Origin of the sequence: Edaphobacter acidisoli, assembly GCF_014642855.1 — a bacterium.
Taxonomy (GTDB): Bacteria; Acidobacteriota; Terriglobia; order Terriglobales; family Acidobacteriaceae; genus Edaphobacter; species Edaphobacter acidisoli.
Genome location: NZ_BMJB01000001.1, coordinates 547,274 through 573,880, shown reverse-complemented (window position 1 = coordinate 573,880; position 26,607 = coordinate 547,274). Strand labels below are relative to the sequence as shown.

Here is a 26,607-nt window from a genome sequence, read left to right as displayed (position 1 = left end):
TCAGCGCCTAAGAAACACCACCACTAAAACTGCATGCCCATCATCTGCTGGTACGCGCCCACAGCCTTGTTCCGCACCTCAAGCGCTAATTGAAAAGCCATATCCGCTTTCTGCGTTGCAATCATCGCGTCGTGAATATCCACGCCCTGCCCATCCAGCACACCAGTCACAGCTTTCGACGCTTGATCGTCCAGCGCACCTGTCTCCGCCACCATCGATTTCAATACCCCGGAAAAAGCCGTCGACGATGCGGCATTTGCCGCTCCACCACTCGTCATGCCCGCAAACGCATCGTCAAGCTTCCCCACTCCAATGCTGTTCATCATCGCCGCGCTGCTCAATGCTCCACTCACACTCTCTCCTTAGCTCGTTCAAATCGTCAGGGTCTTCCGCTGCTTACGACTTCAAAATGTCCAGTGAAGAACTCACCATGTTCTTCTCCGCCTGAACCGCCGACGCATTCATCCCATACGATCGCGTCGCGCCCATCAGGTCCACCATCTCGGTCAGCGGATTGATATCCGGATACGCCACATACCCATCCTTCCCCGCATCCGGATTACCCGGATCGTAACGCCTCAGAGGAGCGCTGTTGTCGCTGATCACTCCCGCCACTGCAACACCGCCCGGCGCACCATTCGCCGCAACAGCGCTCGAATTCAAACCACCGATCAAGCCCGAGCCCAACGGCTGAATTCCGCTACTGAAGCCATTGTTCAACCCGCCAAGCCCATCGCCCATCTGGCTCGCCAGCGTCTGCTGAAAACTGCCATTGCCGCCGACCTCTTCAAACACCACATGGTGCCGCTGATACGGTGTTCCATCCGCCGTGCGCGTCGTCTCAGCGTTTGCCATGTTCGACGCAACCACTTCCGCGCGTACCCGCTCTGCTCTCAACGCCGAAGCGCTCACATCCATCACGCCAAACAGATTCACTTACTTGTCCTCCGCATGGATCGCGCTCATCACATTCGAGTACTGGTCCTTGAGCACTTCGACGCCAAAGCGAAACTGCAACTGCTCCTTCGCCATCTGCATACCCTCGCGGTCCATCGACACATTGTTGCCATCCGGACGCGAAACCAGCCCGTCAACATTCGCAACCGGAGCCTGCGCGCCAAGCGAGCCCGTTGCATCATTCAACGCCCCAAGAAACGCCTGCTCGAAATTGAATCCCTTCGTCCTGTAACCAGGCGTGTCGACGTTCGCCATATTGCCGGCCGTCAACTTCATCTGCTCGCTGGTCAGGTCCAGATATTTTCCCAGCGCATCGCTCAGGGGAGTCGTTACTTGCATCGCCATGCCTCCACGCGAAGAACAGATGCACCCAAGCGGCCAAACAAAAGCGCCCTCGAATGAGAGCGCTCTTATCAAGCCGTTTATAGATTCAATAGCGCCGCAAAACAACGCTGTCATTCTGAGCGAAGCAAAGAACCCCGGTATTTCGTTTTTGCGTTTGTTGCTTCATTGAGATTTAGCCGACAATCATCTCCTGTCGGCCCGCCGAAGCCGTATCTCAGCCGCATCAATCTCCATCTTGTCTCCTGCAAGAATCGCTCCGCGCTCCAACACATGCATCAACTCACGAACATTCCCCGGCCAGTGGTGTTCATGCAGCTTCGCCTCAGCTTCAATCGTCAGCCGTTTGCGCGGCATCTCGCGCCCCATCTGTTCCAGGAAATGCTCGGCCAAAAGATTCATATCCTCCATCCGCTCACGCAGCGGAGGCACATCCAACGGAAACACCGCAAGCCGGTGATAAAGGTCCAGCCGGAACGTCCGCTCCGCGCCTGTGCTCGTCGCCAGCTTCTCGAGCGGCTGATGCGTCGCTGCAATCACCCGCACATCTACGCGCAGCAGTTCGTTATCGCCCACGCGCTGCAACTCGCCACACTCCAGGAAGCGCAGCATCTTCGCCTGCAACGCCAGCGGCATCTCGCCAATCTCATCCAGGAAAAGCGTGCCGCCATGCGCCGCTTCAATCCTGCCCGTCCGCGACTGCACCGCTCCCGTAAAGGCCCCGCGCGTATGACCAAACAACTCAGCTTCAAGCAATGCCTCAGGAATCGCCGCACAATTCAACACAACAAAAGGCTTCGATGAGCGCGCACTTAGCCGATGAATCGCCTTCGCAATCACTTCCTTGCCCGTGCCCGTCTCGCCTTCAATCAACACCGTCGACGAGCGAGGAGCCACCAGCCGAATCAGTCGCGTCAGCTCGCGCATCGGTACGCTCTCACCCACAAGCTCCGGCAACGGCTGAAATCCCTGCGGCACTCCGGCAGGACTCTTCTCCCGCCTCGGAGCCTCACCATGACCCAGCAACATCGACAACGCCTGCCGCGCAGCATCCTGCCGTCCATCCATCAACGAGTCGTGCCGCGACTCTGCGCGCGATTCCACGCGATCATTCTCATGACGCTCACCAGCGCGCGCATCCGGCAACACAAACGACCGTACCGCGTTCGACTCCGTAGAAGTCCGCGGACCTACCTTCGGCACCGAAGCCGGCGCAGCAGCCCACGCCGCCGTATCGGTCACTGGAGCCTCCTGCGCCTCGCGCAGCGCATGCAGCAGCTCATTCCGCCGCGGGCTCCGCGCCCCGCCATCCGTGCCTCCATCCACGCGCAGCATCTCCATGCTCGGATACATCATCCGCACCACGCTGGCAAACTCGCTTACCTCCAGGTCCGGCAGCCAGCTATCCACCAGCAGAGCCTCCGGACGCATGTCCTCCAGTTGCGCCATCGCTTCTGCGCCGCCAGTCGCCTCGCGCACCTGCCAACGCAGCCCGGTCAGCGACTTCCTCAGCTTCTGCCGCAACCCCGCATCCGCACTCGCCACCACGACCGTCCGCACCGCCACCATGTCCACCACGGCAGCGCTGGCAACAGCATCCCTCACCCCATTCCTGCCCGCCTCAACACCGTTCATCATGCTCACTCGCTTTCCGCCGTCCTCACGGCCTGCTGCAACATCTCCCGCATCGTTCCCACTGCTGCATTCATCCGGCCGCACTCGCGCAACGCCTCACGAATCGCCTCCTGCATCGCATTCCGCTCGCCGGTCAGTTCGCTCAGTGCAAGCCTGCACTGCAACACCGTCAGCGGCTGACACAGCCGATGCAGAGCAACATCCATCCGCTCCACCAGCTCTACTGAAGCATTCATCTCTGTCATCTCAAGCACCGGCCAGCGCCGCCTCCGCCGAATACTCCGTCATCGCCGCAGGAATCTTTGCAACCGGGCCCATCCGATAGCCTTCGCCCCGCACCGTTTCGATCACCGCATAGCCGTCGCCATCACTGCCCAGCTTCCTGCGCAGATAGTTCACGTACACATCCACCACATTCGTCCCTGCATCGGGAGACATCTGCCAGACCTCGCGCAGCAGCTCGCTTCTGCTGCAGCAGCGCCCGCGTCTCTGCAGCAAAAATTCAAGCAGGCTGAATTCCTTCACGGTCAGGTCCACCGCGCGCCCGCCACGCGACACCCTCCTGTCCATGCGGTTCAGTTCGACATCGCCATGCCGCAGCACGGGGTCGGCAAACTGCTCCCTCCGCCGCAGCAACGCTCTGCATCGCGCCGTCAGCTCATGAAAGCTGAACGGCTTCAGCAGGCAATCGTCCGCGCCCAGGTTCAGGCACTTCACGCGCTCCTCAACCTGGCTGCGGCCCGTCAACACCAGCACAGACGCCACGCCGGAGCGCCCGCGCATCTCGGCCAGAACCTCAGTGCCATCCTTACGCGGCAGACTCAGATCCAGCACAATCAGGTCCGGCTGATACTCCTCGGCCCGCACCAGCGCCGATTCGCCATCGCCCACCCACTCAACCTCATGCCCTTCCAGTTTCAAACCTTTTTGCAGAAATAACGCCAGTGAAGCATCATCTTCAACAATCAACACACGCATCGAATTCTCCGAATTTCGTGCTCTGTTATGCCTTCGGCCGCAGCCGGTAACTTACCGATTCCGGCTGCGTTTTATTACCTTGTGTCATTTCATGAGAGCGCACAAGCACAAAATGCAAACTTCTGCATAAACTAATTTCAAAATGGGAATCTCCTCCCCACCGAACCATGCCCACCGAGGCCTCTGGACCGGCTCCCTCCACAAAGCCTCCTGGACGGTCCGGCAGATACCTCTGCGCGTTATTCTTGCCATCCTGCTTTTGCTATCTCTCGTCGCCGCGCCTCATCCCATCGCAGCACAAACCTCACCCGAGCCCGCACAAACACAGCGCTTTAGCCCTTTCTCGCACGCAGCCATAGCCTTCAAGATCGGCATCGCCGGTCCAGGCATCGATATTGCCACCCCACTCGCTCAACGTCTCAACCTCCGCGCCGGAGCTAACCTCCTTCCCATATCCACCAGCCTTCAGGAGCAAGACCTCAACGTCGGCGTCAATCTCCATCTGCTGTCCGCGCACGCTGCCCTCGACTATTTCCCATTCAACGGTCGATTCCGCATCAGCCCTCTGCTCGTCTTCGCCAATAACAACCGCCTCCGCGCCACCGCCTACGTCCCTCCCGGCGACACGATCCGGATCAGCGGAAATCTCTTCGGCAGCAGTGCTACCGACCCACTCCACGTCACCGGACGCGTCGATTTTCGCAAAATCTCACCCGGCCTCAGCCTCGGCTTCGGCAACATCCTTCCGCGAAAACACGGCCGCTTCACCATGCCGGTAGAATTCGGTTTCTATTACGCCGGAAAACCCAGCCTTCAGGTCGGCTTTACCGGCAGCTCCTGCGATCCCGAAGCCGATACCGTCGTCTGCCAGCCCGCCGCACAAGACTCCAGGCTTCAGCAGAGCACCGCTGCCGCCATCGCCCGCAGAGATCACTATCTCAACGACGCCCGCATCTTCCCCATCTTCTCCATAGGCATCGCCTACCGTCTCTGGTAGTCAAAACATCGGGTCGAATCCACAATTTACCGTCTCGTAACAATCGCCAGCCGCATCGCGCCTATACTCGCACGCATGGCCGACAAGGAACTCACATTCTCCTGCACGCAAGGAGCCAGGGAAGACGTCGTCATTCTGCGGCTTTCGGGTCCATTCACGCTCAACAATATGTTCCCGCTCCAGGCAGAGATGCGAACACTGAAACCTCCCTGCCTGATTATGGATCTGACCGATGTTCCCTATATGGACTCAGCCGGCATGGGCGTCATCATGAACTACCACGTCGCGGCCCAGGACGCGGGTCACAAATTCTTCCTCGTCGGTATCAATGAGCGCCTCCGCGCATTGATCGAAATGACCCGGGTCGACCGCGTTCTGAATATCCGCGATTCGGTCGAAACCGCAGAAGCTTCCGCCTGAACACGAGCGCCGTCTGTACCCAATTAAATAACCTGCGGCGAAAAATCCTCTTGCAATTCGCTTTTTATTCGCTACAATTCCCGCATGGCTATCACGCGGCGGCAAAAAGAGGTTCTCGACTTTCTCTCCGGCTTCACACAGAAGAACGGTTACTCCCCGTCATATGAAGAGATTGCCAGTGGCCTCGGCCTCAGTTCGCTCGCCACCGTTCACAAGCACGTCACCAATCTCCAGAACAAAGGCCTGCTCCAGCGCGCACACAACCGCAGCCGTTCCATCGATGTCCTCCCGCCGCGCAGCAAAAAGGCCGGCGACCGCCTGCCCCTTATAGGCCGCATCGCCGCCGGCAAGCCCGTCGAGGCCATCGAAACCGCCGAGAGCATCTCGCTCGGCGACATCATCGGCAATCGCGAGGTCTTCGCCCTCGAGGTTCGCGGCGACTCCATGCGCGACGAACACATCGTCTCCGGCGACTTCGTCCTGGTCGAGCGCACCCGCACCGCACGCGAAGGCGAGATCGTCGTCGCCCTCGTCGACGGCTCCGATGCCACTCTCAAGCGCTTCTACCGCGAAGGCGCCATGATCCGCCTGCAACCCTCCAACACTGAGATGTCCCCCATCTACGCCCCTGCTGCCAGCGTCAGCATCCAGGGCAAAGTCCTCGGCGTCCTCCGCAAATACGCCTGAAAAGACGACACGTCGCTCCTGTGAATACACGTCATCTCGACCGGAGCAGCGCAGCATTATCTCGATGCGGAGTGGAGAGACCCCTGTATTTCGTTTTTGACCACTCCCAAAACAGTCGTCATCCTGAGCGAAGCGACCGCAGGAAGCGGAGTCGAAGGACCCCGACACCGTCAAATCCTACCAATACCCTCCAACCCTTTCAGCCACAACGCCGGGTGCCCCAGAGCCTGCCCTGAACTTGTCGAAGAGTCTCGATTCTGAGACCTCGGTTCAGGCCCCAAGCCAATTAACCCCTCCCCCTCCAATCCTCCCTTTGCGTCATGGCCACAAACCCCTCTTCTGACTAGAATTGCGTCAGACAAACGACTGTCCGGCATCGCCGGCAACCTCTTTTGGTTCTATGCCGCGTAAAACATTTTCCCGCGGCACGGAACCCCAACACGATTTCCTCCGTACCCACACTCCGAGACACAAGCTCAAACCGATTTTTGGGAGTCACCCGTGGCAAGCAATCGTAAAAGCAAGCGCAAACTCTGGCTCTGGATCGTCGCCGCCGTCATCGTCATCGGCGGAGCGCTTACCATCGCCGTCAAAGCCAGCGGGAACGCCACCAAGTTCGAGCCCTCGCAGTTGGCCAAGGCCGAGCGCGGCGACATCGCCCGCTCCGTCGTCGCCACCGGCAAGATCACTCCCATCACGCAGGTCATCGTCAAATCGAAGGCCTCCGGCATCGTCACCAAGCTCTACGTCGACATCAACGCCAAGGTCAAACAGGGCCAGGTCCTCGCACAGCTTGACCAGGTCGAGATTCTCGCTCAGGTCAACGCGCAGCGCGCCCAGCTCTCCGCCGCCGAGGCCAACGCCCGCGCCGCCCTGGCAGCCATCAAGTACGACAAGGTCAACGCTGAAGCTCCCGACCTGCCCATGTTCAAGAACACCTACGAGCGCAATCTTCAAATGTCCAAGGACGGTGTAGTCTCCAAGCAGGCCCTCGACGACGCCGAGCAGAAATATCTCGCCGAGGTCAACACCCGCGACAAAGCCGTCGCCCAGATCTCCGTCGACACCTCGCGCCTCCATCAGGCCGAAGCCCAGGTCGCGCAAGCCAAAGCCTCGCTCTCCCAGCTTGAAGAGCAGCTCAGCTACACCACCATCACCTCGCCGATGGACGGCACCGTTCTCTCACGCGACGTCGAGCTCGGCGACGCCGTCAGCTCCATCCTCGTCATGGGCTCCACCGCCACGCAGATCATGACCGTCGGCGACACCGGCCAGGTCTACGTCGACGGCAAGGTCGACGAGTCCGACATCGCCAAGGTCTACCTCGGCCAGACCGCCCGCATCAAAGTCGAGTCCTTCAAAGACAAAAACTTCTACGGCAAAGTCACCAAGATCTCCCCGCTCGGCGTCGAAAAAGACAACGTCACCACCTTCGACGTCCGCGTCTCCATCGACAACCCCGGCGGCGAGCTCAAAGCCCAGATGACCGCCAACGCCGAGATCATCCTCGAAGACCACAAGAACTCCATCACCGTCCCCGAACAGGCCGTCATCTACGACAAGGACCGCAACGCCACCGTCCAGGTACCCGACGCCAACCAGAAGAAGGGCTACCGCGTCGTCGCCATCAAGGCAGGCATCTCCAACGGCACCAAGACCGAAATCCTCTCCGGCCTCAACCCCGGCGACACCGTCATCCTCCAGCAATAGCGGTCTAATTCCAACGAAGGAGCACGCATGAAACTTCAACTCATCGCCCTAGCCGCTGCATTCTCGCTCGCCGTAGCCAGCTCCCCGGCCATCACCATCGCCAACGCCAACGCCACCTTCGACCGCACGCTCTCCACCGGCAGCACACCCAACGTCACCGTCAACTCCGGCTCCGGCAACATCCACATCCACGCAGGCAGCGACAGCCAGGTCCACATCATCGGCCACGTCCATGCCAACGGCGGCTTGTTCTCCGGCAACGACGCCGAATCCCGCGTCCAGCAGATCGTCGCCAACCCACCCATCGCGCAGAATGGCAACGACATCATCATCGGCGAGCAGCACAACCCCGACCTCTACCGCAACATCTCCATCGACTACGACGTCACCGTGCCCCGCGCCTCCGCGCTCAACAGCAACACCGGCTCCGGAGACATCACCATCGAAAGCGCGGGTGCAAGTCTCAAAGCCCACAGCGGCTCCGGCAACGTCCATGCCAGCGGCGTCCAGGGCGCTGCGACACTCGGCACCGGCTCCGGCAACATCGCCTTCGACCAGTCCGCACCCGGCGACGTGAAAGCTGAGACCGGTTCCGGCGACATCCAGCTAGGCAATATCTCCGGAGCTCTCCTCTCGCGCACCGGCTCAGGCAGCATCACCGTCCAGGGCCAGCCAACCTCTGACTGGCGTCTCTCCACAGGGAGCGGAGACATTCGCGCGGCATTAGGCAGCGCCCACTTTACAGTCGATGCCAGCACAGGCTCCGGCGGTATCCACGTCGCGCAGGCCATCATGATGCAAGGCAGCCTCAACCATCATCACGTCTCCGGCACAGTCAACGGTGGAGGCCCCACCATCCACGCCAGCACTGGCTCCGGCGACATCCAATTCAAATAAGTACGCAGGCTTCTTTTTGCATTTCCATTCCGTAGCGTAGCGGAGGAATCTGTTTTCCTCCGCTCGCACAATTCCCCGCACTAAACCAGTGTCACCCGCCCGCTCGCAAGATCGTAGTATCCCGCCACAATCTTCACCACTCCATCCTTCACCGCCTTCGCAATCACCGTCGAGCTCTCGCCCAGCAGCCTTGCCTGAAACGCTGCATTCGCTTTCACCGCAGCCGGCACATCATGCTCCTTCTCAATCGCAGGCATCATATGCTGATACAGCACACTGATCTGCCCCGGCACGTCCTGGCCTTTCATCGCCGCGCTCACCGCTCCGCACTTCGCATGACCCAGCACCAGAATCGCCTTCACGCCCAGCACCGCCACGCCATACTCCAGGCTGCCGATAATCTCCGGCGTCACCATATTCCCCGCAACCCGCGTCACGAACAGATGCCCAATGCTCTGATCAAACACCAGTTCCACCGGCACACGCGAGTCCGCGCACGACAGCACCGCCGCAAACGGCTCCTGCTTCTCTACCGTCCCCGCCTTCAATATCGCGAGATCGTGGTCGAACGATGACAACTTGCCCGCAACAAATCTCTCATTGCCCGCCATCAACTCCCGCACAGCCTCATCCGGCCCCAGCGGCGTCTGCGCACCTGCGCTGCCCGCCACGATTGTGCTTCCCGACAAACCTGCCGCGGCCAGAGCCGTTACGAACTGACGCCGCGTCCACTCCATACCAGTCAAAGCGCTCATACGACCTCCTCGAAAGCTGACAAAGAGCTTACACCCGTCGTCCGTTATCCTTAATAAATGTCTTCTGCTCTACCCCCGGGCCTTCTCGTCTTCGACCTCGACGGCACCCTCATCGACTCGCGCCAGGACCTCTGCAACTCCGTCAACGCCACCCTCCAACACTTCCACAAGCCCAAGCTCCCAGACGCAGTCATCGCCAGCTACATCGGCGACGGCGTCTCGATGCTCGTCCGCCGCGCCCTCGGCGACCCCGAGGGCGACCAGCACGACGAAGAATATGTAACCGAAGTCATCACATACTTCCTCGACTACTACCGCGCCCACAAACTTGACTTCACCTACGTCTATCCCGGCGTCATCGACTCGCTCGAAGCCATCCGCGCCACGCACCCCACACTTCCAATGGCCGTCCTCACCAACAAGCCCGTCAACCCCTCACGCGACATCTGCAACCACCTCGGCCTTGCTCGCTTCTTCTTCCAGAACTACGGCGGCAACAGCTTCCACACCAAAAAGCCCGACCCGCACGGCATCCTCACACTCATCGCCGAAGCATCGGCACTCACTGGCCGCGCCATTACACCAGCCGAAACCATCATGATCGGTGACTCACACGTCGACGTCCTCACCGCCCGCAACGCAGGCGCGCACTCCATCGGCTGCGCCTTCGGCCTCGCCCCGCAATCACTCATCACCGTCCCACCAGACCACCTCGCCCAATCCCCCACCGACTGGCCAGCGCTCCTCGACTCATTCCGCACGTAGTCATTTATCCGGATGACATCGAATGCATGTCATCTCAACCAGAGCCGCACCCACCCACCACACGTCATCTCGACCGGAGCCGCACCCACCCGCCACACGTCATCTCGACCGGAGCCGCACCCACCCGCCACACGTCATCTCGACCGGAGCCGCGTAGCGGCGGAGTGGAGAGACCCCTGTATTTCCTCGACCCACGCACATATCTTCAGCTTTGACCGGCGATACCTCCCCTGTTACCCTTGCCGCACCTTATGGCTGTGCCGCTCACCACTCCTCAAACCACCACCTGCATCATCGGCGGAGGCCCAGCAGGCATGATGCTCGGCTACCTGCTCGCCCGCAGCGGCATCCACGTCACCGTCCTCGAAAAGCACAACGACTTCTTCCGCGACTTCCGCGGCGACACCATCCACCCCTCCACACTCGAACTCATGTACGAGCTCGACCTGTTCGACAAGCTCCTCGCCATCCGCCACTCCGAGATCGACCACGCCACCGTCACCATCGGCGACCGCACCGTCACCCTCGCCAACCTCACCCACCTCCCCACGCACGCCAAATTCGTCGCGCTCATGCCGCAGTGGGATTTCCTCAACTTCCTCGCCGCCGAAGCCGCGCAGTTCCCCACCTTCACCCTCCGTATGGGCTGGGAGGCCACCGGCCTCATCCAGCAAAACGGCGTCACCACAGGAGTCCTCGCCAACACGCCGGAAGGCCCCGTCGAAATCCCCGCCACGCTCACCGTAGGCTGCGATGGCCGCCACGCCACCTCACGCGACGCGGCGCATCTCCACGTCATCGACGAAGGCGTACCCATCGACGTCCTCTGGCTCCGCCTCTCGCGCAAACCATCCGACACCGAAAGCGGTCTCGGCTACGTCAACTACGGACGACTCATCGTCCTCATCAACCGCATCGACTACTTCCAGGTCGCCTACATCATCGCCAAAGGCAGCTTCACGCAGATCCAGCAGCAAGGTCTCGAAGCCTTCCAGCAAAGCATCGTCCGCATCGTTCCCTTCCTCGCCGACCGCGTCCACGAGATCGACTCCTGGGACAAGGTCAAGCTCCTCACCGTGCAGGTCAATCATCTGGAGCGGTGGTCGTCACCCGGCCTGCTCTGCATCGGCGACGCCGCGCACGCCATGTCTCCCGTCGGCGGCATCGGCATCAACATCGCCCTGCAGGACGCCGTCGCCACGGCCAACATCCTCACCGAAGCGCTCCAATCAAACGCGCTCACCCCGCACCATCTGCAACAGGTCCAGCACTACCGCGAAAAGGCCGTCCACCGCACGCAAGCCTTCCAGGTCTTTGCCCACAGCATCCTCAACCGCGTCCTCGGCAACCCCGGCCCCATCACCATGCCGCTCACGCTGCGCATCCTCACCCACATCCCCGGCTTCCAACACCTCACCGCCCGCTTCATCGGCCTCGGCCTGCAACCCCAACACATCAAAACAAAACCAGCGTCTTAAGCGCGTGTCTTGAGAAGAACAGTGTTCCGCTTAAAGCACGTCATCTCGACCGGACCCTGAGCGAGCAGAGCGAGTCGAAGGGGGAGTGGAGAGACCCCTGTATTTTCTCCGTCAGCCACAACACATACCAGCCAAGCTGTCTCGTTCGCCACAAAAAACATCAGCACCGTAACCTACTCAAACCCACGGTTCCAGCTAACAATCGCCCGCGTCTCACGCTCCCACCCCAACACGCTCAAACTGCCAGTCCCCAGCACAAACAACCGCCCATCCGCCGCAGACAACCCAACCCACCGCGACGCCAGAATCCTCAGCAGATGCGCATGAGCAAACAGCGCCACCTTCCCACCCGCAGGCGCAGCCGCCAAAGCCCGAGCAATCACCGCATCCGCGCGCTCACCAACCTGCTCCACCGTCTCGCCGTCAACAATCGCGTTCTTCCACACTGACCACTCCGGCAGCTCCTTACGAATCTCCGCCGTAGTTCGCCCCTCGTACACACCGTAGTCCCACTCCTTCAACCCATCATCTACAACCGCATCGCCAAACCCCGCAATCCGAGCCGTCTCCCGCGCCCGCTGCATCGGGCTCACCAACACCGCATCAAACTTCACCCCCGCCAGAAACGCCCGCAGCTCCTCCGCCCGCCGCCGCCCATGCTCCGTCAGAGCAATGTCCGTCCGCGAAGTATGCGCCCCACCCGCGCTCCACTCCGTCTCTCCATGTCTCACCAGCCACAACTCAGTCCCAGCACTCATTCCGAATCCTCCACACAATTTCTTCTATCTTATGTGTAATGGACTTCCAGCTCTCCACCCACTACAAGCCGCAGGGCGACCAGCCGCGCGCCATCGCCGAACTCATCTCCGGCATCAACGCCGGCGAAAAAGACCAGGTCCTGCTCGGCGTCACCGGCTCCGGCAAGACCTTCACGATGGCCAAGATCATCGAAGAGCTGCAGCGCCCCGCGCTCATCCTCGCGCACAACAAGACCCTCGCCGCGCAGCTCTACCACGAGTTCAAAGGCTTCTTCCCCTCCAACGCCGTCGAGTACTTCGTCTCCTACTACGACTACTACCAGCCCGAAGCCTACATCCCCGCCGGCGACCTCTACATCGAAAAAGAGGCCACCATCAACGAAGAGCTAGACAAGCTCCGCCTCTCCGCCACGCGCTCGCTCTTCGAACGCCGCGATGCCATCATCGTCAGCTCAGTCAGTTGCATCTACGGCCTCGGCAGCCCCGAAGCCTACTACGGCATGTTGCTCCTGCTCGAAAAAGGCCAGCGCATCAAGCGCGAAGACATCACCCGCCGCCTCGTAGAAATCCTCTACGAGCGCAACGACGTCGACTTCCGCCGCGGCACCTTCCGCGTCCGTGGCGACATCATCGAAATCTACCCCACCTACGACGAGAACGCCTACCGCATCGAGCTCTTCGGCGACGAGATCGACTCGCTCTCCCAGATCGACCCACTCTTCGGCACTGTCCGCCAAAAGTACTCGCGCCTGCCCATCTACCCGAAGTCGCACTACGTAGTCCAGCCCGAGCGCAAGACCACCGCCATCGCCTCCATCCTCGAAGAACTCGGCGAGTGGGAGACGCAGCTCGAGCGCGAAGGCCGCCTCGTCGAATCCCAACGCATCCACCAGCGCACCCGCTTCGACCTCGAGATGATCAAGTCCGTCGGCTACTGCCACGGCATCGAGAACTACTCCCGCCACATGTCCGGCCGACTCCCCGGCGAGCCCCCACCCACGCTCCTCGACTACTTCCCCAAGGACTACCTCATCTTCATCGACGAGTCGCACGTCACCGTCCCACAACTCCACGGCATGTGGCACGGCGACCGCAGCCGCAAACAAAACCTCGTCGACTATGGATTCAGATTACCCAGCGCCATGGACAACCGCCCCCTGCGCTTCGAAGAGTTCGAGACCCGCACCGGCCAGGTCATCTACGTCTCCGCCACGCCAGGCCCGTATGAACTCACCAAATCCGCAGGCGTAGTCGTCGAACAAATCATCCGCCCCACCGGCCTCATCGACCCCACCGTTGAAATCCGCCCCGTCAAAGGCCAGATCGACGACCTGCTCGCCGAGATCCGCGACCGCGCGCAAAAAAACCAGCGCGTCCTCGTCACCACCCTCACCAAGCGCATGGCCGAAGACCTCGCCAGCTACTACACCGAAGTAGGCGTCCGCTGCCGCTACATGCACTCCGAGATCGAGACCCTCGAACGCATCAAGCTCCTCCGCGACCTCCGCAAAGGCGAGTACGACGTCCTCATCGGCATTAACCTGTTGCGCGAGGGCCTCGACCTTCCCGAAGTCTCCCTCGTAGCCATCCTCGACGCCGACAAAGAGGGCTTCCTCCGCAGCCAGGGCTCCCTCATCCAAACCATCGGCCGAGCCGCCCGCCACCTCGAAGGCCGCGCCATCCTCTACGCCGACAAGATGACCGACTCCATGCAGCGCGCCATTGACGAAACCAACCGCCGCCGCGAAATCCAGGAAGCCTACAACGAAGAAAACGGTATCACGCCGCAATCCGTCATCCGCGCCACCGAAATGTCGCTGGCCGGCATCCTAAAAGCCGACTACGCCGACCTCACCGAAGAGACCGAAGGCGTCCCCGACTTCGCCACGCAACAAGAACTAGACACCTACATCGCCAAACTGGAAACCGAAATGCGCGAAGCCGCCAAAAAATTCGAATTCGAACGCGCCGCCAAACTCCGCGACACGGTCAAAGAACTCCGCACCAAAGAATTCCTGTTTAGTTAACATCTCCTGAAGGGGATCGAACGTGAGCACAAAAAAGGACCACCTTAATTGGGTCGCAGAAAATCTTGAAGAATTCCTGTCTGTAACCTCTGAAATTCGCGCTGAATGGCGGTTCGACAGTGAAGATGTCAGTGGGCCATGGTATCGCGGACAACAAAGAAAACAGTGGAAACTCTGGCCAAACATTTTGAGGATCGGATGCTGTGATGCCGATACTGAGGATGAAATCAGAGAAGAGTTTGCCATCCGAGCGCCAGCATTGAGTCGTTTTGAATCAATGCCTACTGTAGATTGGGATCTCTACTTTCTGATGCAACATTACGGCGCCCCAACAAGATTGTTAGATTGGACAGAAAGCCCTGTCATCGCCCTATACTTCGCGGTTCGTGATAATCCGGGTTATTACGACTCCTCTGTATGGGTACTCAATCCGTATGAATTGAACAGGCGCGTTATCAAGAGAGGAGAGGTCATTTCACCGAGTGCCGTCGGGGCAAACCCGAAGGACTGCAAACCGGTCGCCCGTTGGCTACCACCCCGTTGGGCAGGAAGGATGATCCCACAATCCCCGGTCGCAATCTTTCCCACTCATATTGCGCGACGAATCAGTAGTCAAAAATCGTGCTTCACTGTTCATGGTCGTGAAGCAGATGGGTTTGATCGTTTCATGAAGGGCGCGAGGCCCTGCTTAAAGAAGATCATCATACCGGGCCATGCCGTGAAGGGGATTCGGCTAAATCTAAAAGATTACGGAATCGATGACACGACTATATTTCCCGATCTCGAGGGTCTTGGACGTGCATTAGCAACTGCCTACAAAGATGCAAAAACGGATTCACCGCATCGTGGGGTTTATGTTCGCATCAAGCCTTCGAGCCTCCACAAGGAAGGTGTGGGTGTATTCGCAATTAGAGATATCCCTAAAGGCACTCGCATATTCGCTGAGGAGAATGAAGAGGTCTTCTGGCTAAGCAAGGAACTTCTCCCTAAAAACCCGGAGTTGCGGCGACTCTACGACGATTTCGCCATCATCAAGGGAGATCGCTATGGGTGCCCGACATCCTTTAATCGGCTTACACCAGCATGGTTCATGAATGACTCCAAGAAACCAAATACCAGATGTGACGAGAGCTATGACTTCTATGCAGAACGCCGGATCCCAGCAGGACAAGAACTAACGATCGATTACAGCAGTTTTAGCGACGAACCAGAACCTTCAGAGAAGCGCAATCGAAGGCGAGCGAAGAAGACGAAGTAAAGTCTGCGGTGGCGCTTGTGCACTTTGCCGACGGGTGGGGAAGTAAAATCTCGACCCCGCCACGAACCAAAAAATCTGCATTCAGGCCCCCTGAACCAATCGTGCCCACCAACCTGAAACACAATACATTGCCCCCGGATCGCGAAGCGCGAGGGCCAAAGGCCCGATTCATACCAGCCTGGGGCGAAGCCCCAGGTACGAACCCAACAAACCCCAGAGCGCTGAAGGCGCGACTCATAACTATTGCCTCGCCACCCGCTTTTCCGTACCCTAAACCCATGGAAGTCCACCTCACCTCCGACCAGCAAGCCCTCGCCCGCCGAGCCGTCGAAAGCGGACGCCTGCACCGCGAGGAAGATGCAATCGAGGAAGCACTAAGCCTTTGGGAGACTCGCGAGCGTGAGCGCATCGCGTTCCTGGCAACCATCGACGAAGCTCGCTCTTCCCTCGCCCAGGGCAAAGGTCGCCCCATCACTCAGGAATCCATGCAGGAACTCGCAGATGCAGTAAAAGAGCGCGGGCGCGCCCGCCTCGCCGCTGAACTGGGCACCTCCCGCTGATGGCCCATCGTGTCTCCGTCCGCGCCGAAATCGACCTCGACGACATTTGGTATTTCATCGCCAAAGAAAGCTCCAGCATCGAGATCGCCGACCACCTTGTAGACTCCCTCACCAGCAGATTTATCCTGCTGGCCCAGCATCCCTACCTGGGCCGCAGCCGCGACCATGAATTCGGAACAGGCACGCGCAGTTTCCCGGTCGGAGAGTACGTCATCATCTACGCCGTCGAAGAACAGGATGTCCTGATTCTTCGTGTCGTTCATGGACGGCGCGACCTCGAAGCCCTCTTCGGCCCTGAACACATTTAACCGGCTCACTACTGCCCACCATAAACCGGCACAGCCGCCCCATCGACAACCCTTCCCTCACGACTGCAAAGAAACAAAATGACGCTGGCAATCTCCTCCGGCTTCGGCCACTTTGCAAAATCAGCCTGAGGCATGGCCTTGCGGTTCACCTCAGTATCGATAATGCTCGGCAACACCGAATTCACCCGCACCCCCGTCCCCTTCAAATCCGCCGCCAGCGAATCCATCATCGCAACCGCCGCCGCCTTCGACGCAGCATAAGCAAACGCTCCCGCCGCATGATCGACCGCCGCCCGCGCAGCAACATTCACAATCGCCCCACTCTTTTGCCCAAGCATCACCGGAACAACCGCCCGCGCCAGCAAATGCCCCACACGCAAATTGAGCGTCAGCATCTTCTCCAACACCTCCGGCTCCGTCTCCCACAAAGGCGAGCCCGCCGCATACCCGCCAACCGTGTTGACCAGCGCATCAACACCCCCATGGCCCGCAACGATCTTCTCAACCATAGCCTGCACCGCCGCCTCGTCCGTCACATCCACCCGATACCCCTGAAGCAAACCAGCCGAAGCCCCGGCATCCTTCTTCAAAGCGGCAAACTCCGCATCCGACCGATACGTGACAAACACCCTGGCCCCTTCACCAAGAAACGCCAGACTCACCGCCCGGCCCAATCCACCCGTCCCACCCGCAACCAGCACCCTCTGATCCTTAAAGTTCCAGGACATCCTCGCTCCTCCACTCAATTTATTTCTCCAACCACACAAGCTTACGTCCGAACAGTCATCAACCGATGGCGCATGATCTCCCCAAAAACCCTGTCAAGCCCCCTCCATGAAATATTTCTTCCAACCACCACAAAACAAACGACATTTTCCATCTCGAATTTGGCGGTTTTCCTATCTCCACCAACTACAATAGAAATAGGAGCAAAAGAAAGCCCCCATAAACGGGGGCTTTTCTCATTGCAACTCCAATAAAATGAATACTTTACAACAAAATCCCGCAGAATCAAGACTTTACCCACAAAAGTATGGGAGGGGGGTACCCCTTACTGTAGAAGGTCGAACAAGTCCGTCTTGTTGAGCGCACTCATCACACTTAGCAGCGCCTGGTGCTGGGTCTCCGACGACGAGAGCGCCGTCGCCACCTGCGCCGGGTCCGCCGCCACCAGACTCCCCTGCTGCGCCGTCAACTGCGCCACCTGCGTCTGGGTGTAGGTACTCGTCTGCTGCACCATACTCAGTGACCCATCCAGCACACTCCGCTGACTCGTCACCTGCGTCAGCGCATTCCTCAGCGCCGTCGTGTCATTCGAGAGGGTCGTCGCCCCCGCCCCACCGGCCATGTCCGCAATCAACTGGTTCAGCACCGTCAGCGCCCCGGTCGCCCCGCCGAAGACACTCGACCCCGGCAGATTCACCTGGATCTTCTGACCACCCGGAGCCTCCACATACTGGAGCGCCGTGTCGCCGTTGTACGTCACCGTCGCCGGCGTGGTCGAAGAGTCCACCGTAAACGGCTCAACCGCCTTACTCCCACTGAAGAGGTACTGCCCCATGTAGCTCGTATTCGCCAGCGAAACCACCTCATCCCGGATGCCCGAGAGTTGCTCGGCAACCGAACTCTGGTTAGCCGCATTCATCGTCCCATTGTTCCCCTCAATCGCCAGAGACACCGCCGAGGTCAATTGCGTTACAACATCGCCCAGCGTCGTATCCGTCACCTGCATCCTGGCCGTCTCGTTGGTAGCCGACTGCACGTAGGTATCGTCCTTCGAGATCGCACTGCTCAGCAACTCACTCTGCGCCGCCGCAACCGGATCATCCTCCAGCGACGACACCCGCAGCCCGCTCGACAGCTCGTTCGTCAGTGTCGCCTCCACGCTGCTCGACTGGTCCACCGCAGCCGCCAAATTGTTCACGTAAAAGGGATCGACTCTCAATGCCATACTCCTACTCTCAAACTTCGCAAACGTATCCGCTACTGCACATCACTAGCTCACCGTCGTCTGCTCACCCAGATTCAGCGCATCTGCCATAACCTGGTCCACAATCGTGAATACCTTCGCTGCCGCCTCGTACGATCGCTGATACGTTGTCAGGTTTGCGGCCTCCTCATCGAGAGACACTCCAGAGAGCGAATCCCGTTGCGTGGTGAGCTGAGTCAAAGTCGCCTGCTGTGCAGAGTTGTCCGTCGTCGCCGCCGAAGCATCGTTACCGATCTGCCCCAGCAGTCCGGAGTAAAAACCATCCGCAGTCGAGCCGCCTACGAGCGTAGCGCTCGCAAGATCAGCCAACGCCTGCGCATTACTATTGCCGGCTGCGCCCTCGGTCGAAGCTGCCGCAGCAATCTTCGAGGGATCGGTCGTCGAAACGGCAATCGCCGAGGCTGCTCCCGTTGCGGTCGCTGACAGCGTAAACAAAGCCGCGCCGGCAACGCCATTCTCATCTAGGCCGAGCACATTCTGGCTGTTCACCTGCGTTCCGATTGCATAGGCAAGATTGTCGAGAGAAGACTGGTAAGCCGGAATCTGCTGGTCACGCGCCTCCAACACACCGCCAAGTTGCCCGCCAGTCAGCCCCGCGGTGATGTCGGCACCTGTCGCGCTTGATACTACATCGGTTGCACCTGCAGCATCGGTAGTTCCGAGTGCAAATGATTTTCCTCCATCTACCAACACCGCGCCGTTACTGGTCGTCAGGGTAATGCCGTTGCTTTCAGTTGAGATTTGATCCAGTCCTACCAACTGCGAGAGCTGATTGATCGCCTGTTGCCTTTGGTCTTCGAGTGAGCCAGCATCGCTATTCGGGCTGACACTGCCAATCTGCTGGTTGAGCGAGGCAATCGCCGCAGTCAACGAATTGACCTGACCGACGATTCCACTAACCTGTTGGCTCAACCCGGTCGCAATCTGTGATATCTGGTTGGAAGCTGAATTAAAGTTCGATGCCAGTGTGTTTGCTGCGTCCAACACGCTCTGCCGGGTCGCCGTATCCGTCGGGTTGGCAGCAAGCGATGAGAACGAGTTGAAAAAGGAATCTATCGCCGTTCCCAGAGCGGTTGTACCTGCCGAGGTTGACGATGAGCTGAGCCCAAATATGTTCTCCACCTGCTGCAACGCACCATCGAGCGCCTGACTCTGCGCCTGCACCTGCGTCTGTTGTTGCACACGCTGATCCAACACACGGTCGCGCTGCGAGACTGCGGACGACGTAATGCCCTCATAAAACGTCTGGCCATTCAGCGTCACCGCATCATCTGGCTGCCAGGAAACCACTTCGCGCGTGTAGCCCGGAGTATTTTGGTTAGCCACATTGTTTGAGGTAATATTCAGCGCGTTCTGGTCCGCAATCAGAGATTGCTGGGCGATATCCATTAAAGAGGTTAGTGAGCCCATTGTTCCCTCGTATTCTTAACATGGAGGCGGTGAAGCGTATCCAGGTTCGACTTGCAATTTTCGAGAAGCATCCTCAGCAACCGCTGCTTTTCAGCAACCTTCCTGCGGTCCGAAAACTGACGCAACGTTCCCGCGGTCGCCATTGAGTCAACACGCACTTCTAGCTCTTTCAATCTGTTCAGGTCAAGAACTGCCAGCGCGCGAATCGCTTCGTCGAGAATCTCCGTAACATTCTGTTCCATCTGCATCACTACTCCATCATGGAATCAACAAGCTTGTCCGCAACATCGGAAGATGACACCTGATAGCTACCTGAAGCAATCGCCTGCTGCAACGCCTGCACCTTGCCCATCCGAACGTCAGAGCCACCCAAAGCTTTCGAGATCAAACTTCCTGCGGTACTCAACTCAGCATGATCGGTCTGTTCAGACCGAGTCTCGGCAGTGCCCTTTGCCTTCACCGCACTGCCAGAGACATGCGCCGCAGCCTCAGTTGCGGATGTACCAGTAGTTTGCTGCAGATTGCCAATCCCGTTTGTCACACTCATCCGAGTCCTCCACTACTTCAGAGTATCGGCACGAGATTGGCAAACTTTAGTACTCTCAAGGTTTCTTTTCATCGATGCGCTGATTTTCCTGCGTAACCTGTTGAATTACCTGTCTTGCGATGCCAAGGCCACCATTCTTGGCAATGGCCTTTGCCATCGCTTCAGTGCCAAAGCTGCTCATCGTGTCCGCACCAGCATCGCTGTCCTGCGCGTCGATACCCCAACTGTCCTGACTATTGCTGAAGGGCTTCAACAGTTCCTGCATCATCGTCGCCTCGAACTGCTGCGCAGCATCAACCAACTTCGCCTGTTTCGCTCGGTCTGCGCTGGTTACAGATGGATTCGTCATCACTGGAGAAATCGTCATAGCACCTCAATCTCCGCTTCCAGAGCGCCTGCTGCCTTCATCGCCTGAAGGATTGAAATGACATCACGTGCAGTTGCTCCAATCGTTTGCAGGCTTCGCACCAGATCGTCCACGGTAGCGCCTTGCTTCAATTCGATGCGATTCACTGGCTTGTCCCTGGCATTGATGCGTGTCTGCTGCACTACCTGGGTCGTACCAGTAGAAGAGAACGGGGATGGTTGCGAGACTTCAAAGTCGCTCACCACGTTAACCTCCAATCCACCATGCAAAATCGACACAGGTTGCAAGACAACAGTTCCTCCAATCACCACCGTTCCCGTACGCTCATTCACTACCACCTTCGCGCGAGGAAACACCGGGACCTCAATCGACTCCACTTCAGCCAAAAGTTCTGGAATATCTTCTCCAGGCTTCACTGCAAGGTCTACGCGCCTGCTATCGAGCGCGTGCGCAGCATCGCGCCCCAGTTGATGATTGATCGCCTGCGCCATCGCCTCCGCACTACGGAAATCCGCATCATTGAGGAGAAACGAAAAGTGCGTCTGCCCTTCAATATTAAGCGGAACGCCGCGCTCCACCATTCCGCCGAAAGGCACGCGCGCCGTGTTCGGCTGGTTTACCTGCTTCACGTTCCCATTCATGCTGACGGAATACCCTCCAACAACGAGCGGGCCTTGCGCCTGAGCATATATTTTGCCGTCCGCACCATAAAGAGGAGTCATCAAGAGCAGACCGCCTTCAAGACTTCGCGCGTCGCCAGCCGAAGAGACCGTTATATCAATCTTCGTTCCTGGTTGTGCAAACGGAGGAAGCGTTGCCTCGACGAATACCGCCGCCAGATTCTGAACTCTGATAGAAGTCGCCGGCACACTCACTCCCATGCGCAGTAGCGTCGCAGCAAGTGTCTGCGCAGGAAATGTCGTTTGCTGGCTGTCGCCAGTTCCGTTGAGGCCTACGACAATTCCATAACCGACCAACTGGTTATCGCGAATCCCCTCAATCGACGCAACATCTTTAATGCGCGCCATTCTATGCATCGGAATCGCCGTGTCCACTGCAAACGCTGGTAATGCAATCGCCATCGCCAACATTCCCATCAAACAAAGCAACCCAACATCTGACCTGCGTGCATATATTTTTCTCTGCATGCTCACCTGCTAAAAAATCAACAACTGTTGCAGCAATCTGACCAGCACATTTGGTCTATGCGTGTAATCCGAGATGATCCCCTTACCTCGCACCTCTAGCTCCAGGCTTGAAATCGCCGTCGAGAGTATCTGATTTTGCTGCGAGATATCTTCAGGGCGGACCAAACCGCGCAGCACAATTGTCTGCGTCTGCTGGCTGAACGTAACTTGCCGCGCCGCCTCTATCACCAGCATTCCATTCGGCAATACATCCACAACTTGCCCACCAAAGACAGTGCTGAGACTCGAATTGGTTTGAGTGGTCCCCTGGGCGTTGAGAGCATCCGAGGAAGATTGATTGACTAGATTCTGCAGTGCATTACCCGCGTGGAGATTGCCAAGCAACGACGCAACCTGCGAGTTGGCACTGGAAGAACGCGAATTCTTCACCGTCCCATCGGTCGAAGCGGCCAGGTTCTCCATTACCACGACAGAGATCAGATCATGCGGCCGCATCGCACGCACATCGGTGCTCATACGCGTCAGTCGACCCGAGTCCGTCCAGATGGACCCTGGCGTTGTCTGCACATTTGAATTCTCTGCGCGCACTCGCGCTACATACGCATCGAGCGATTCCGATGCGACATTCGGTTTGACTGTAACGTCCTTTTTACCTTTTCCAAATACCTGCGCATGAAGTGACGCCGCGGCCACCAACAGCATCAGGACAAACACAATGCATAACGCAAACTGCCAGACACCCGCGCACTCAACCCGAGCATATGCAATCGGACGGACAAAATTTCGTTGCTCATTACCATCGAGCATGTCTTCCGGATCGAAATTCGTTGCTCTCGTCATGGCTGCATCTCCACATCACGCGGCCCAAGCACTACACCGCGAAACTCTTTTTCGTTCTGCGCTCCAAGTGTCTGCCTTTGCATCAAACGGACGCGCACGACTTCACCGAGCTTTCCGTTTTGCTCCGAGATGGCTGCGACTTCAAGCCTTAAATTTCCCTGCTCGTTCCACAGCTCTACAGCATCACCTGCGCGGATAATTGATGGGCCCGTCTGCAATAGCAGCAACGCTAACTCACGCGGGTCCGAGCGCTGTTTCTGGATCGTCTGAAGAGGCATTTCGATCGCGGGCCAATCAGGATGGTCACAACTGACAATCATGACCCATCGCTTGTGTAGAGCGTGGTCCTGATTTATTGATGCAACACGATATCCGTTCTTCGCTCGTGTAGGAAAAGATGCAAGGTCCACGGAAGCTGCGGCCGCCGCTGGTGTTGGCAGGCACTGCGCTTGTGCTACGGTTGCGATGAGTACAGCAAGTACCCAAGCCGCAAACCAGAAGAGCATTGTCCACCATGGCCAGGTCATCTTACGCATCACAAGCTCCTACTGCACCAGGTTGTTAATCTGCGAATACATGTCGTCGGCCACATGCACGACTTTGGAGTTGCTCTCGTAGGCGCGCTGCGCGAGGATCATCTGCACGAACTCGCCTACGACATCGACATTCGAGTTCTCGACGTAGCCCTGCTGAAGCGTACCCATGCCGCTATTTCCACCGGGCGTATCCGTGATCGGATTGCCCGACGCGGCAGACTGCTGAAAGAGATTGCTGCCAACCGACTCGAGCCCTTCGGGATTCGGAAATGTCGCCAGTTGAATCGTTCCCAACTGAGCAGGATTCGTCTGCCCTGGGATCGTGGCCGTCACCACACCGTACTGTGAGATCGTTACGCTCGTTGCATTCTGCGGGACTGTGATCGCAGGCAGTACAGTATCGCCGTCTTCGGTGACGATCGTGCCTTGGTTGTTGCGCGTGAAGTTGCCGGCACGCGTGTACTCGATCGTGCCGTCAGGTTTCGAGACCTGAAAAAAACCTCCGCCCTGGATCGCCAGATCATACTGGTTGCCAGTCTGATTCAGCGTTCCCTGCGTCATAATCATCTCGCTGGAAGTTGATTTAGTGCCAAGACCTATCTGCAATCCGGCAGACATCGTTTGCTGGCTATCGGCCGCTCCAGGAGTCACCAAATTCTGGTAGATCATGTCCTCAAACTGCATCTGACGTGCGCGAAAGCCCGCCGTGCCCGAGTTGGCGAGATTGTTCGCCACCGTGTCCAGATTGGCCTGCTGCGCGCTCATGCCGCTGGCCGCCGTATATAACGCACGAATCATCGTTGCTCCTCCCTTGCCTCACAAACCTTCAAACGCGCGGCAGATCCTCTGTCGCCGTCTTGTCAAAATCGTTGTTGAATACACTCAATGCGCGTCGCATCATCTCGAACTGACGCTGCACCAGCACCATCTGCATCGTTCCGTGAATGGTGTCTTCGTTTGAGTTCTCAAGCGCCCCCTGTTGCACCGTCGCGGCTCCCGCGATGGGCTTCACCCCATTCGCATTGAAAGTGTTCGTGCCTTCAGCAGTCAGCACATTCTCATCGGAGAAATCGAAAATACCCACTTGTCCCGCGATTGCGCTGCCACCTGAAGTTGAAACAGAGATGGTCCCATCCGCGCTCACATGAATCGATCCAGTCGGAACCGTAATAGGCTGCATATTCGCATCAAGCACAGGCTCGCCAATGCTCGTCTCCAAAACGCCCATCGACGAGCGTGTAAATGAGCCATCGCGCGTGTAGCGCACTCCATTCGTTGTCTGAATTGCGAAGAACCCACTACCCTGCAATGCCATGTCGAGTGGATTGCCTGTCGTTTCTAGCTGCCCTTGTCCGAAGTCAAGCCGATCGCCACCGAGTACACCAAAACCGTTCACAGCTTGCCCTACCTGCGAAGCAGTCATAGGCGACTCGTCAATGCCGCCAGCTAGCACGCCTCGAAAATAATCTCGCTGTGCGCGAAACCCGCTCGTACCGGCATTGGAGAGATTGTTGGCCGCCGTGTCCAACGCCTGCGTGCGCGCCAACAAACCCGTATATGCCGCATACATTCCGCTGTCCATGCACCAGACTTGTGCATTTCTCGTGCCGAACCCGCAACAGAATGCGTTAGAAGTTGCTAAGGGAGTTTGTGCAGGAACAAGTGCAATCAGCGCTCATGCTGCACTCTTTCCTGCCGATACAAACCACAGACTAGATGCACCTACCGGGAGGGCTGGGTTTTGCGAGCTTTGATTATTGATGATTCGGCAGTCATGAGAAAGGTGATCGAGCGGGCGTTGCATCAAGCCGGACTCGAAGTTTCCGAGGTCCTTCAGGCTTCCAATGGGGAAGAAGCCCTTGAGGCTCTTCGCAACGAAAGCGGGACCACCACCCCCCTCTCCCTAATACTGAGCGATATCAATATGCCCGTCATGGACGGGCTTCAGTTTCTCGAACAGAAGAAGAGGGAAAACCTCGCCCAGGGCGTGCCTGTCGTCATGATTACGACCGAGGGCAGCGAGCCTTTCGTCTTGCGCGCCATAGCGGCGGGCGCACAGGGCTACATCTGCAAGCCCTTCACGGCGGAACAGGTCAAGGCACGAGTCCTGCCGCTCATCCGCGCGGCCTGATATGCAAGAAATTCAGCCCTTCTTCGCGAACCGAAGAAGGGCTGTTCTTGTGCTGTATGACTTTGACTAACTATCGGACAACAGACTGAAACAACGGCGAGGACAGTAGACTTGCAAACTGGCTGTCTGACGAGGAGTAATCCACCGTCAAAGTTCCACCAGTAGAGTCGATCGTCGTCTGGTCAAGCGCAGTCTTCTCCAACGGCGAACCCGACGTCTTGCGCACTAGTACAAGCCCCTTCATCAGCGTCGCAGCCGTTGCAGCAGTTAACGCATCTGACGTCACCACCGCCATATCGAACTTTACACCGTTTGAAAAGTCCATCGTGTACTGTGAGCTCTTCATACGGTTTCGCACTGTGTCGTAGTCAGCAAGTTGCGCCGCGTCACCCAAAACACTGCGCATCATCGTCTGCGTCCCCTTCTGGTCCAGCAGGCTCCAGACTGCCTTTTGTTGCACGCCGATCATCTCGTTCACCATGTCACTGTTATCGAGAAAGTTTGGCACCATCCCATCGCGCGCGTCCAACGCGGCTTTAATAGCTGAATGATCGCCAAAGACCATCGTCGTCTGGTTCAGGAAGACGACGCTCATTCCATTTGATCCCATCGGATAAATGCTGTTGTTGCGCAGCATCGTCGGCTTAATTTTGTTTTTGGCGAAGTGCGCCAGAATGGCTCCCGTCTGGAACTGTCCCTGCGCTATACCAACAATCCGTGTCCCGTGCGCCTCTGGATCATTGAACGCAGCGAACGCAAGCACGTCTGCATCCTGATCTACTTTCAGACCGGAAGTCTTTAGCGCGGTCTCCAGTCGCTTCAACTCCGGCGGCAGTACCTTGTCCTTCAGGTCCATTGCTGCAGTCGAGTTCTGCATGGCGCGGTAATCCACTACGATTAACTGCTGCACGTCGCGCGGGATCGCGGCCTTGGCATCGCTCGAAAGCTCCGCGGCGCGCGCTCGTGCTGGAGCTGCGCTGAGGCCAAGCATCACAAGGGCCATCGCTAAAAATATCGTTTTTCTTCCGGTCATAGTTCGGTACCTTCTATTCCTGATGCGCAGCGAGCGCACACTACTATTGTTTCGTGAAGTTTGACTCGCTAGC

At 58.2% G+C, this 26,607-nt stretch carries 32 protein-coding genes; 12 read left to right on the top strand and 20 right to left on the bottom strand.

Annotated elements, in window-relative coordinates; genetic code table 11:
- Positions 1 to 23 precede the first annotated feature (23 nt).
- The 6 genes from fliE to IEX36_RS02205 form a co-directional block, all read right to left on the bottom strand.
- The gene (gene fliE / locus IEX36_RS02230) at positions 24 to 353 is read right to left on the bottom strand and encodes a flagellar hook-basal body complex protein FliE (RefSeq protein WP_229668647.1); all 330 of its coding nucleotides are present in this window, start codon (positions 351 to 353) and stop codon (positions 24 to 26) included.
- 43 nt (positions 354 to 396) lie between these two features.
- A complete protein-coding gene (flgC, locus tag IEX36_RS02225) occupies positions 397 to 936 on the bottom strand; it encodes a flagellar basal body rod protein FlgC (RefSeq protein WP_188757712.1) in 540 nt (179 codons plus the stop codon).
- Positions 937 to 1,302, bottom strand: coding sequence for a flagellar basal body rod protein FlgB (locus IEX36_RS02220; protein ID WP_229668646.1), 366 nt, complete (start codon positions 1,300 to 1,302; stop codon positions 937 to 939).
- Between the two features lie 183 nt (positions 1,303 to 1,485).
- On the bottom strand, positions 1,486 to 2,943 hold the full coding sequence (locus tag IEX36_RS02215; protein ID WP_229668645.1) for a sigma-54 dependent transcriptional regulator: 1,458 nt from the start codon (positions 2,941 to 2,943) through the stop codon (positions 1,486 to 1,488).
- On the bottom strand, positions 2,940 to 3,188 hold the full coding sequence (locus tag IEX36_RS02210; protein WP_188757711.1) for a hypothetical protein: 249 nt from the start codon (positions 3,186 to 3,188) through the stop codon (positions 2,940 to 2,942). The genes IEX36_RS02215 and IEX36_RS02210 overlap by 4 nt, the downstream gene beginning before the upstream one ends.
- A complete protein-coding gene (locus tag IEX36_RS02205) occupies positions 3,181 to 3,912 on the bottom strand; it encodes a response regulator transcription factor (RefSeq protein ID WP_188757710.1) in 732 nt (243 codons plus the stop codon). Before IEX36_RS02205 ends, IEX36_RS02210 begins: the two co-directional genes overlap by 8 nt.
- A 142-nt stretch (positions 3,913 to 4,054) precedes the next feature.
- On the opposite strand from IEX36_RS02205, the gene IEX36_RS02200 reads away from it, so the two are divergent.
- The 5 genes from IEX36_RS02200 (at position 4,055) to IEX36_RS02180 (ending at position 8,623) form a co-directional block, all read left to right on the top strand.
- The gene (locus IEX36_RS02200) at positions 4,055 to 4,909 is read left to right on the top strand and encodes a hypothetical protein (RefSeq protein ID WP_188757709.1); all 855 of its coding nucleotides are present in this window, start codon (positions 4,055 to 4,057) and stop codon (positions 4,907 to 4,909) included.
- Positions 4,910 to 4,984: 75 nt separating this feature from the next.
- On the top strand, positions 4,985 to 5,329 hold the full coding sequence (locus tag IEX36_RS02195) for an STAS domain-containing protein (protein ID WP_188757708.1): 345 nt from the start codon (positions 4,985 to 4,987) through the stop codon (positions 5,327 to 5,329).
- 84 nt (positions 5,330 to 5,413) lie between these two features.
- Complete coding sequence (gene lexA / locus IEX36_RS02190; RefSeq protein ID WP_188757707.1) at positions 5,414 to 6,016, top strand: transcriptional repressor LexA; 603 nt, start codon at positions 5,414 to 5,416, stop codon at positions 6,014 to 6,016.
- A gap of 501 nt (positions 6,017 to 6,517) precedes the next feature.
- Entirely contained in the window at positions 6,518 to 7,726 is a 1,209-nt protein-coding gene (locus tag IEX36_RS02185) for an efflux RND transporter periplasmic adaptor subunit (RefSeq protein WP_188757706.1), read from the top strand.
- A 27-nt stretch (positions 7,727 to 7,753) separates the two neighbouring features.
- Positions 7,754 to 8,623 carry a DUF4097 family beta strand repeat-containing protein gene (locus tag IEX36_RS02180; protein WP_188757705.1) on the top strand — a complete coding sequence of 290 codons (870 nt, stop codon included), beginning with the start codon at positions 7,754 to 7,756 and terminating at the stop codon, positions 8,621 to 8,623.
- Positions 8,624 to 8,703: 80 nt separating this feature from the next.
- Here the strand turns inward: IEX36_RS02180 and IEX36_RS02175 are convergent, their stop codons facing one another.
- Complete coding sequence (locus tag IEX36_RS02175) at positions 8,704 to 9,378, bottom strand: carbonic anhydrase (protein ID WP_188757704.1); 675 nt, start codon at positions 9,376 to 9,378, stop codon at positions 8,704 to 8,706.
- A 57-nt stretch (positions 9,379 to 9,435) separates the two neighbouring features.
- On the opposite strand from IEX36_RS02175, the gene IEX36_RS02170 reads away from it, so the two are divergent.
- Entirely contained in the window at positions 9,436 to 10,143 is a 708-nt protein-coding gene (locus tag IEX36_RS02170; protein ID WP_188757703.1) for an HAD family hydrolase, read from the top strand.
- Positions 10,144 to 10,394: 251 nt separating this feature from the next.
- Complete coding sequence (locus tag IEX36_RS02165; RefSeq protein ID WP_188757702.1) at positions 10,395 to 11,621, top strand: FAD-dependent oxidoreductase; 1,227 nt, start codon at positions 10,395 to 10,397, stop codon at positions 11,619 to 11,621.
- A 173-nt stretch (positions 11,622 to 11,794) separates the two neighbouring features.
- Here IEX36_RS02165 and IEX36_RS02160 read toward each other — a convergent pair whose 3' ends face one another.
- A complete protein-coding gene (locus tag IEX36_RS02160) occupies positions 11,795 to 12,379 on the bottom strand; it encodes a histidine phosphatase family protein (RefSeq protein ID WP_188757701.1) in 585 nt (194 codons plus the stop codon).
- Positions 12,380 to 12,417: 38 nt separating this feature from the next.
- Here IEX36_RS02160 and uvrB point away from each other — a divergent pair, with 38 nt between their 5' ends.
- The 4 genes from uvrB (at position 12,418) to IEX36_RS02140 (ending at position 16,532) form a co-directional block, all read left to right on the top strand.
- Positions 12,418 to 14,406 carry an excinuclease ABC subunit UvrB gene (gene uvrB, locus IEX36_RS02155; RefSeq protein WP_188757700.1) on the top strand — a complete coding sequence of 663 codons (1,989 nt, stop codon included), beginning with the start codon at positions 12,418 to 12,420 and terminating at the stop codon, positions 14,404 to 14,406.
- 22 nt (positions 14,407 to 14,428) lie between these two features.
- The gene (locus IEX36_RS02150; protein WP_188757699.1) at positions 14,429 to 15,664 is read left to right on the top strand and encodes an FRG domain-containing protein; all 1,236 of its coding nucleotides are present in this window, start codon (positions 14,429 to 14,431) and stop codon (positions 15,662 to 15,664) included.
- A 278-nt stretch (positions 15,665 to 15,942) separates the two neighbouring features.
- Positions 15,943 to 16,224, top strand: a complete 282-nt coding sequence (locus IEX36_RS02145; RefSeq protein ID WP_188757698.1) for a type II toxin-antitoxin system ParD family antitoxin — start codon at positions 15,943 to 15,945, stop codon at positions 16,222 to 16,224.
- Positions 16,224 to 16,532, top strand: coding sequence for a type II toxin-antitoxin system RelE/ParE family toxin (locus IEX36_RS02140; RefSeq protein ID WP_188757697.1), 309 nt, complete (start codon positions 16,224 to 16,226; stop codon positions 16,530 to 16,532). Before IEX36_RS02145 ends, IEX36_RS02140 begins: the two co-directional genes overlap by 1 nt.
- A gap of 8 nt (positions 16,533 to 16,540) precedes the next feature.
- Here the strand turns inward: IEX36_RS02140 and IEX36_RS02135 are convergent, their stop codons facing one another.
- The 11 genes from IEX36_RS02135 to IEX36_RS02085 form a co-directional block, all read right to left on the bottom strand.
- Positions 16,541 to 17,260 carry an SDR family NAD(P)-dependent oxidoreductase gene (locus IEX36_RS02135; protein WP_188757696.1) on the bottom strand — a complete coding sequence of 240 codons (720 nt, stop codon included), beginning with the start codon at positions 17,258 to 17,260 and terminating at the stop codon, positions 16,541 to 16,543.
- A gap of 323 nt (positions 17,261 to 17,583) precedes the next feature.
- The gene (locus IEX36_RS02130; protein ID WP_229668644.1) at positions 17,584 to 18,483 is read right to left on the bottom strand and encodes a flagellin N-terminal helical domain-containing protein; all 900 of its coding nucleotides are present in this window, start codon (positions 18,481 to 18,483) and stop codon (positions 17,584 to 17,586) included.
- Between the two features lie 45 nt (positions 18,484 to 18,528).
- Positions 18,529 to 19,932: a flagellar hook-associated protein FlgK gene (gene flgK / locus IEX36_RS02125; protein ID WP_188757695.1), complete on the bottom strand. Its 1,404-nt coding sequence runs from the start codon at positions 19,930 to 19,932 to the stop codon at positions 18,529 to 18,531.
- Positions 19,920 to 20,180 carry a hypothetical protein gene (locus tag IEX36_RS02120; RefSeq protein ID WP_188757694.1) on the bottom strand — a complete coding sequence of 87 codons (261 nt, stop codon included), beginning with the start codon at positions 20,178 to 20,180 and terminating at the stop codon, positions 19,920 to 19,922. Before IEX36_RS02120 ends, flgK begins: the two co-directional genes overlap by 13 nt.
- A gap of 2 nt (positions 20,181 to 20,182) precedes the next feature.
- A complete protein-coding gene (flgM, locus tag IEX36_RS02115; RefSeq protein ID WP_188757693.1) occupies positions 20,183 to 20,479 on the bottom strand; it encodes a flagellar biosynthesis anti-sigma factor FlgM in 297 nt (98 codons plus the stop codon).
- A 55-nt stretch (positions 20,480 to 20,534) separates the two neighbouring features.
- Complete coding sequence (locus IEX36_RS02110) at positions 20,535 to 20,846, bottom strand: hypothetical protein (RefSeq protein ID WP_188757692.1); 312 nt, start codon at positions 20,844 to 20,846, stop codon at positions 20,535 to 20,537.
- Complete coding sequence (locus tag IEX36_RS02105; RefSeq protein ID WP_229668643.1) at positions 20,843 to 21,928, bottom strand: flagellar basal body P-ring protein FlgI; 1,086 nt, start codon at positions 21,926 to 21,928, stop codon at positions 20,843 to 20,845. The genes IEX36_RS02110 and IEX36_RS02105 overlap by 4 nt, the downstream gene beginning before the upstream one ends.
- 75 nt (positions 21,929 to 22,003) lie before the next feature.
- Positions 22,004 to 22,834 carry a flagellar basal body L-ring protein FlgH gene (locus IEX36_RS02100; RefSeq protein WP_229668642.1) on the bottom strand — a complete coding sequence of 277 codons (831 nt, stop codon included), beginning with the start codon at positions 22,832 to 22,834 and terminating at the stop codon, positions 22,004 to 22,006.
- Positions 22,831 to 23,370 (bottom strand): flagella basal body P-ring formation protein FlgA, encoded by a 540-nt coding sequence (locus IEX36_RS02095; RefSeq protein WP_188757691.1) that lies wholly within the window; start codon positions 23,368 to 23,370, stop codon positions 22,831 to 22,833. The genes IEX36_RS02100 and IEX36_RS02095 overlap by 4 nt, the downstream gene beginning before the upstream one ends.
- Positions 23,371 to 23,379: 9 nt before the next feature.
- Positions 23,380 to 24,168, bottom strand: a complete 789-nt coding sequence (gene flgG / locus IEX36_RS02090) for a flagellar basal-body rod protein FlgG (RefSeq protein WP_188757690.1) — start codon at positions 24,166 to 24,168, stop codon at positions 23,380 to 23,382.
- A gap of 28 nt (positions 24,169 to 24,196) precedes the next feature.
- Positions 24,197 to 24,952, bottom strand: coding sequence for a flagellar hook-basal body protein (locus IEX36_RS02085; RefSeq protein ID WP_188757689.1), 756 nt, complete (start codon positions 24,950 to 24,952; stop codon positions 24,197 to 24,199).
- Between the two features lie 159 nt (positions 24,953 to 25,111).
- Between IEX36_RS02085 and IEX36_RS02080 the strand changes: the two genes are divergently transcribed.
- Positions 25,112 to 25,501, top strand: a complete 390-nt coding sequence (locus IEX36_RS02080) for a response regulator (protein ID WP_188757688.1) — start codon at positions 25,112 to 25,114, stop codon at positions 25,499 to 25,501.
- Between the two features lie 70 nt (positions 25,502 to 25,571).
- On the opposite strand, the gene IEX36_RS02075 is transcribed toward IEX36_RS02080, so the two are convergent.
- On the bottom strand, positions 25,572 to 26,534 hold the full coding sequence (locus IEX36_RS02075; RefSeq protein ID WP_188757687.1) for a hypothetical protein: 963 nt from the start codon (positions 26,532 to 26,534) through the stop codon (positions 25,572 to 25,574).
- Positions 26,535 to 26,607: the final 73 nt, after the last annotated feature.

Coding starts and splice junctions, on each gene's coding strand:
- IEX36_RS02085 (WP_188757689.1), bottom strand. CDS start 24,952: ATGGACAGCGGAATGTATGCGGCATATACGGGTTTGTTGGCGCGCACG.
- IEX36_RS02220 (WP_229668646.1), bottom strand. CDS start 1,302: ATGGCGATGCAAGTAACGACTCCCCTGAGCGATGCGCTGGGAAAATAT.
- uvrB (WP_188757700.1), top strand. CDS start 12,418: ATGGACTTCCAGCTCTCCACCCACTACAAGCCGCAGGGCGACCAGCCG.
- IEX36_RS02180 (WP_188757705.1), top strand. CDS start 7,754: ATGAAACTTCAACTCATCGCCCTAGCCGCTGCATTCTCGCTCGCCGTA.
- IEX36_RS02105 (WP_229668643.1), bottom strand. CDS start 21,928: ATGGCGATTGCATTACCAGCGTTTGCAGTGGACACGGCGATTCCGATG.
- IEX36_RS02145 (WP_188757698.1), top strand. CDS start 15,943: ATGGAAGTCCACCTCACCTCCGACCAGCAAGCCCTCGCCCGCCGAGCC.
- IEX36_RS02140 (WP_188757697.1), top strand. CDS start 16,224: ATGGCCCATCGTGTCTCCGTCCGCGCCGAAATCGACCTCGACGACATT.
- IEX36_RS02160 (WP_188757701.1), bottom strand. CDS start 12,379: ATGAGTGCTGGGACTGAGTTGTGGCTGGTGAGACATGGAGAGACGGAG.
- IEX36_RS02205 (WP_188757710.1), bottom strand. CDS start 3,912: ATGCGTGTGTTGATTGTTGAAGATGATGCTTCACTGGCGTTATTTCTG.
- IEX36_RS02195 (WP_188757708.1), top strand. CDS start 4,985: ATGGCCGACAAGGAACTCACATTCTCCTGCACGCAAGGAGCCAGGGAA.
- flgM (WP_188757693.1), bottom strand. CDS start 20,479: ATGAGTGTGACAAACGGGATTGGCAATCTGCAGCAAACTACTGGTACA.
- IEX36_RS02135 (WP_188757696.1), bottom strand. CDS start 17,260: ATGTCCTGGAACTTTAAGGATCAGAGGGTGCTGGTTGCGGGTGGGACG.
- IEX36_RS02165 (WP_188757702.1), top strand. CDS start 10,395: ATGGCTGTGCCGCTCACCACTCCTCAAACCACCACCTGCATCATCGGC.
- flgG (WP_188757690.1), bottom strand. CDS start 24,168: ATGATTCGTGCGTTATATACGGCGGCCAGCGGCATGAGCGCGCAGCAG.
- IEX36_RS02175 (WP_188757704.1), bottom strand. CDS start 9,378: ATGAGCGCTTTGACTGGTATGGAGTGGACGCGGCGTCAGTTCGTAACG.
- IEX36_RS02200 (WP_188757709.1), top strand. CDS start 4,055: ATGGGAATCTCCTCCCCACCGAACCATGCCCACCGAGGCCTCTGGACC.
- IEX36_RS02170 (WP_188757703.1), top strand. CDS start 9,436: ATGTCTTCTGCTCTACCCCCGGGCCTTCTCGTCTTCGACCTCGACGGC.
- IEX36_RS02130 (WP_229668644.1), bottom strand. CDS start 18,483: ATGGCATTGAGAGTCGATCCCTTTTACGTGAACAATTTGGCGGCTGCG.
- flgK (WP_188757695.1), bottom strand. CDS start 19,932: ATGGGCTCACTAACCTCTTTAATGGATATCGCCCAGCAATCTCTGATT.
- IEX36_RS02100 (WP_229668642.1), bottom strand. CDS start 22,834: ATGACGAGAGCAACGAATTTCGATCCGGAAGACATGCTCGATGGTAAT.
- lexA (WP_188757707.1), top strand. CDS start 5,414: ATGGCTATCACGCGGCGGCAAAAAGAGGTTCTCGACTTTCTCTCCGGC.
- IEX36_RS02120 (WP_188757694.1), bottom strand. CDS start 20,180: ATGCAGATGGAACAGAATGTTACGGAGATTCTCGACGAAGCGATTCGC.
- IEX36_RS02075 (WP_188757687.1), bottom strand. CDS start 26,534: ATGACCGGAAGAAAAACGATATTTTTAGCGATGGCCCTTGTGATGCTT.
- IEX36_RS02110 (WP_188757692.1), bottom strand. CDS start 20,846: ATGACGATTTCTCCAGTGATGACGAATCCATCTGTAACCAGCGCAGAC.
- IEX36_RS02095 (WP_188757691.1), bottom strand. CDS start 23,370: ATGCGTAAGATGACCTGGCCATGGTGGACAATGCTCTTCTGGTTTGCG.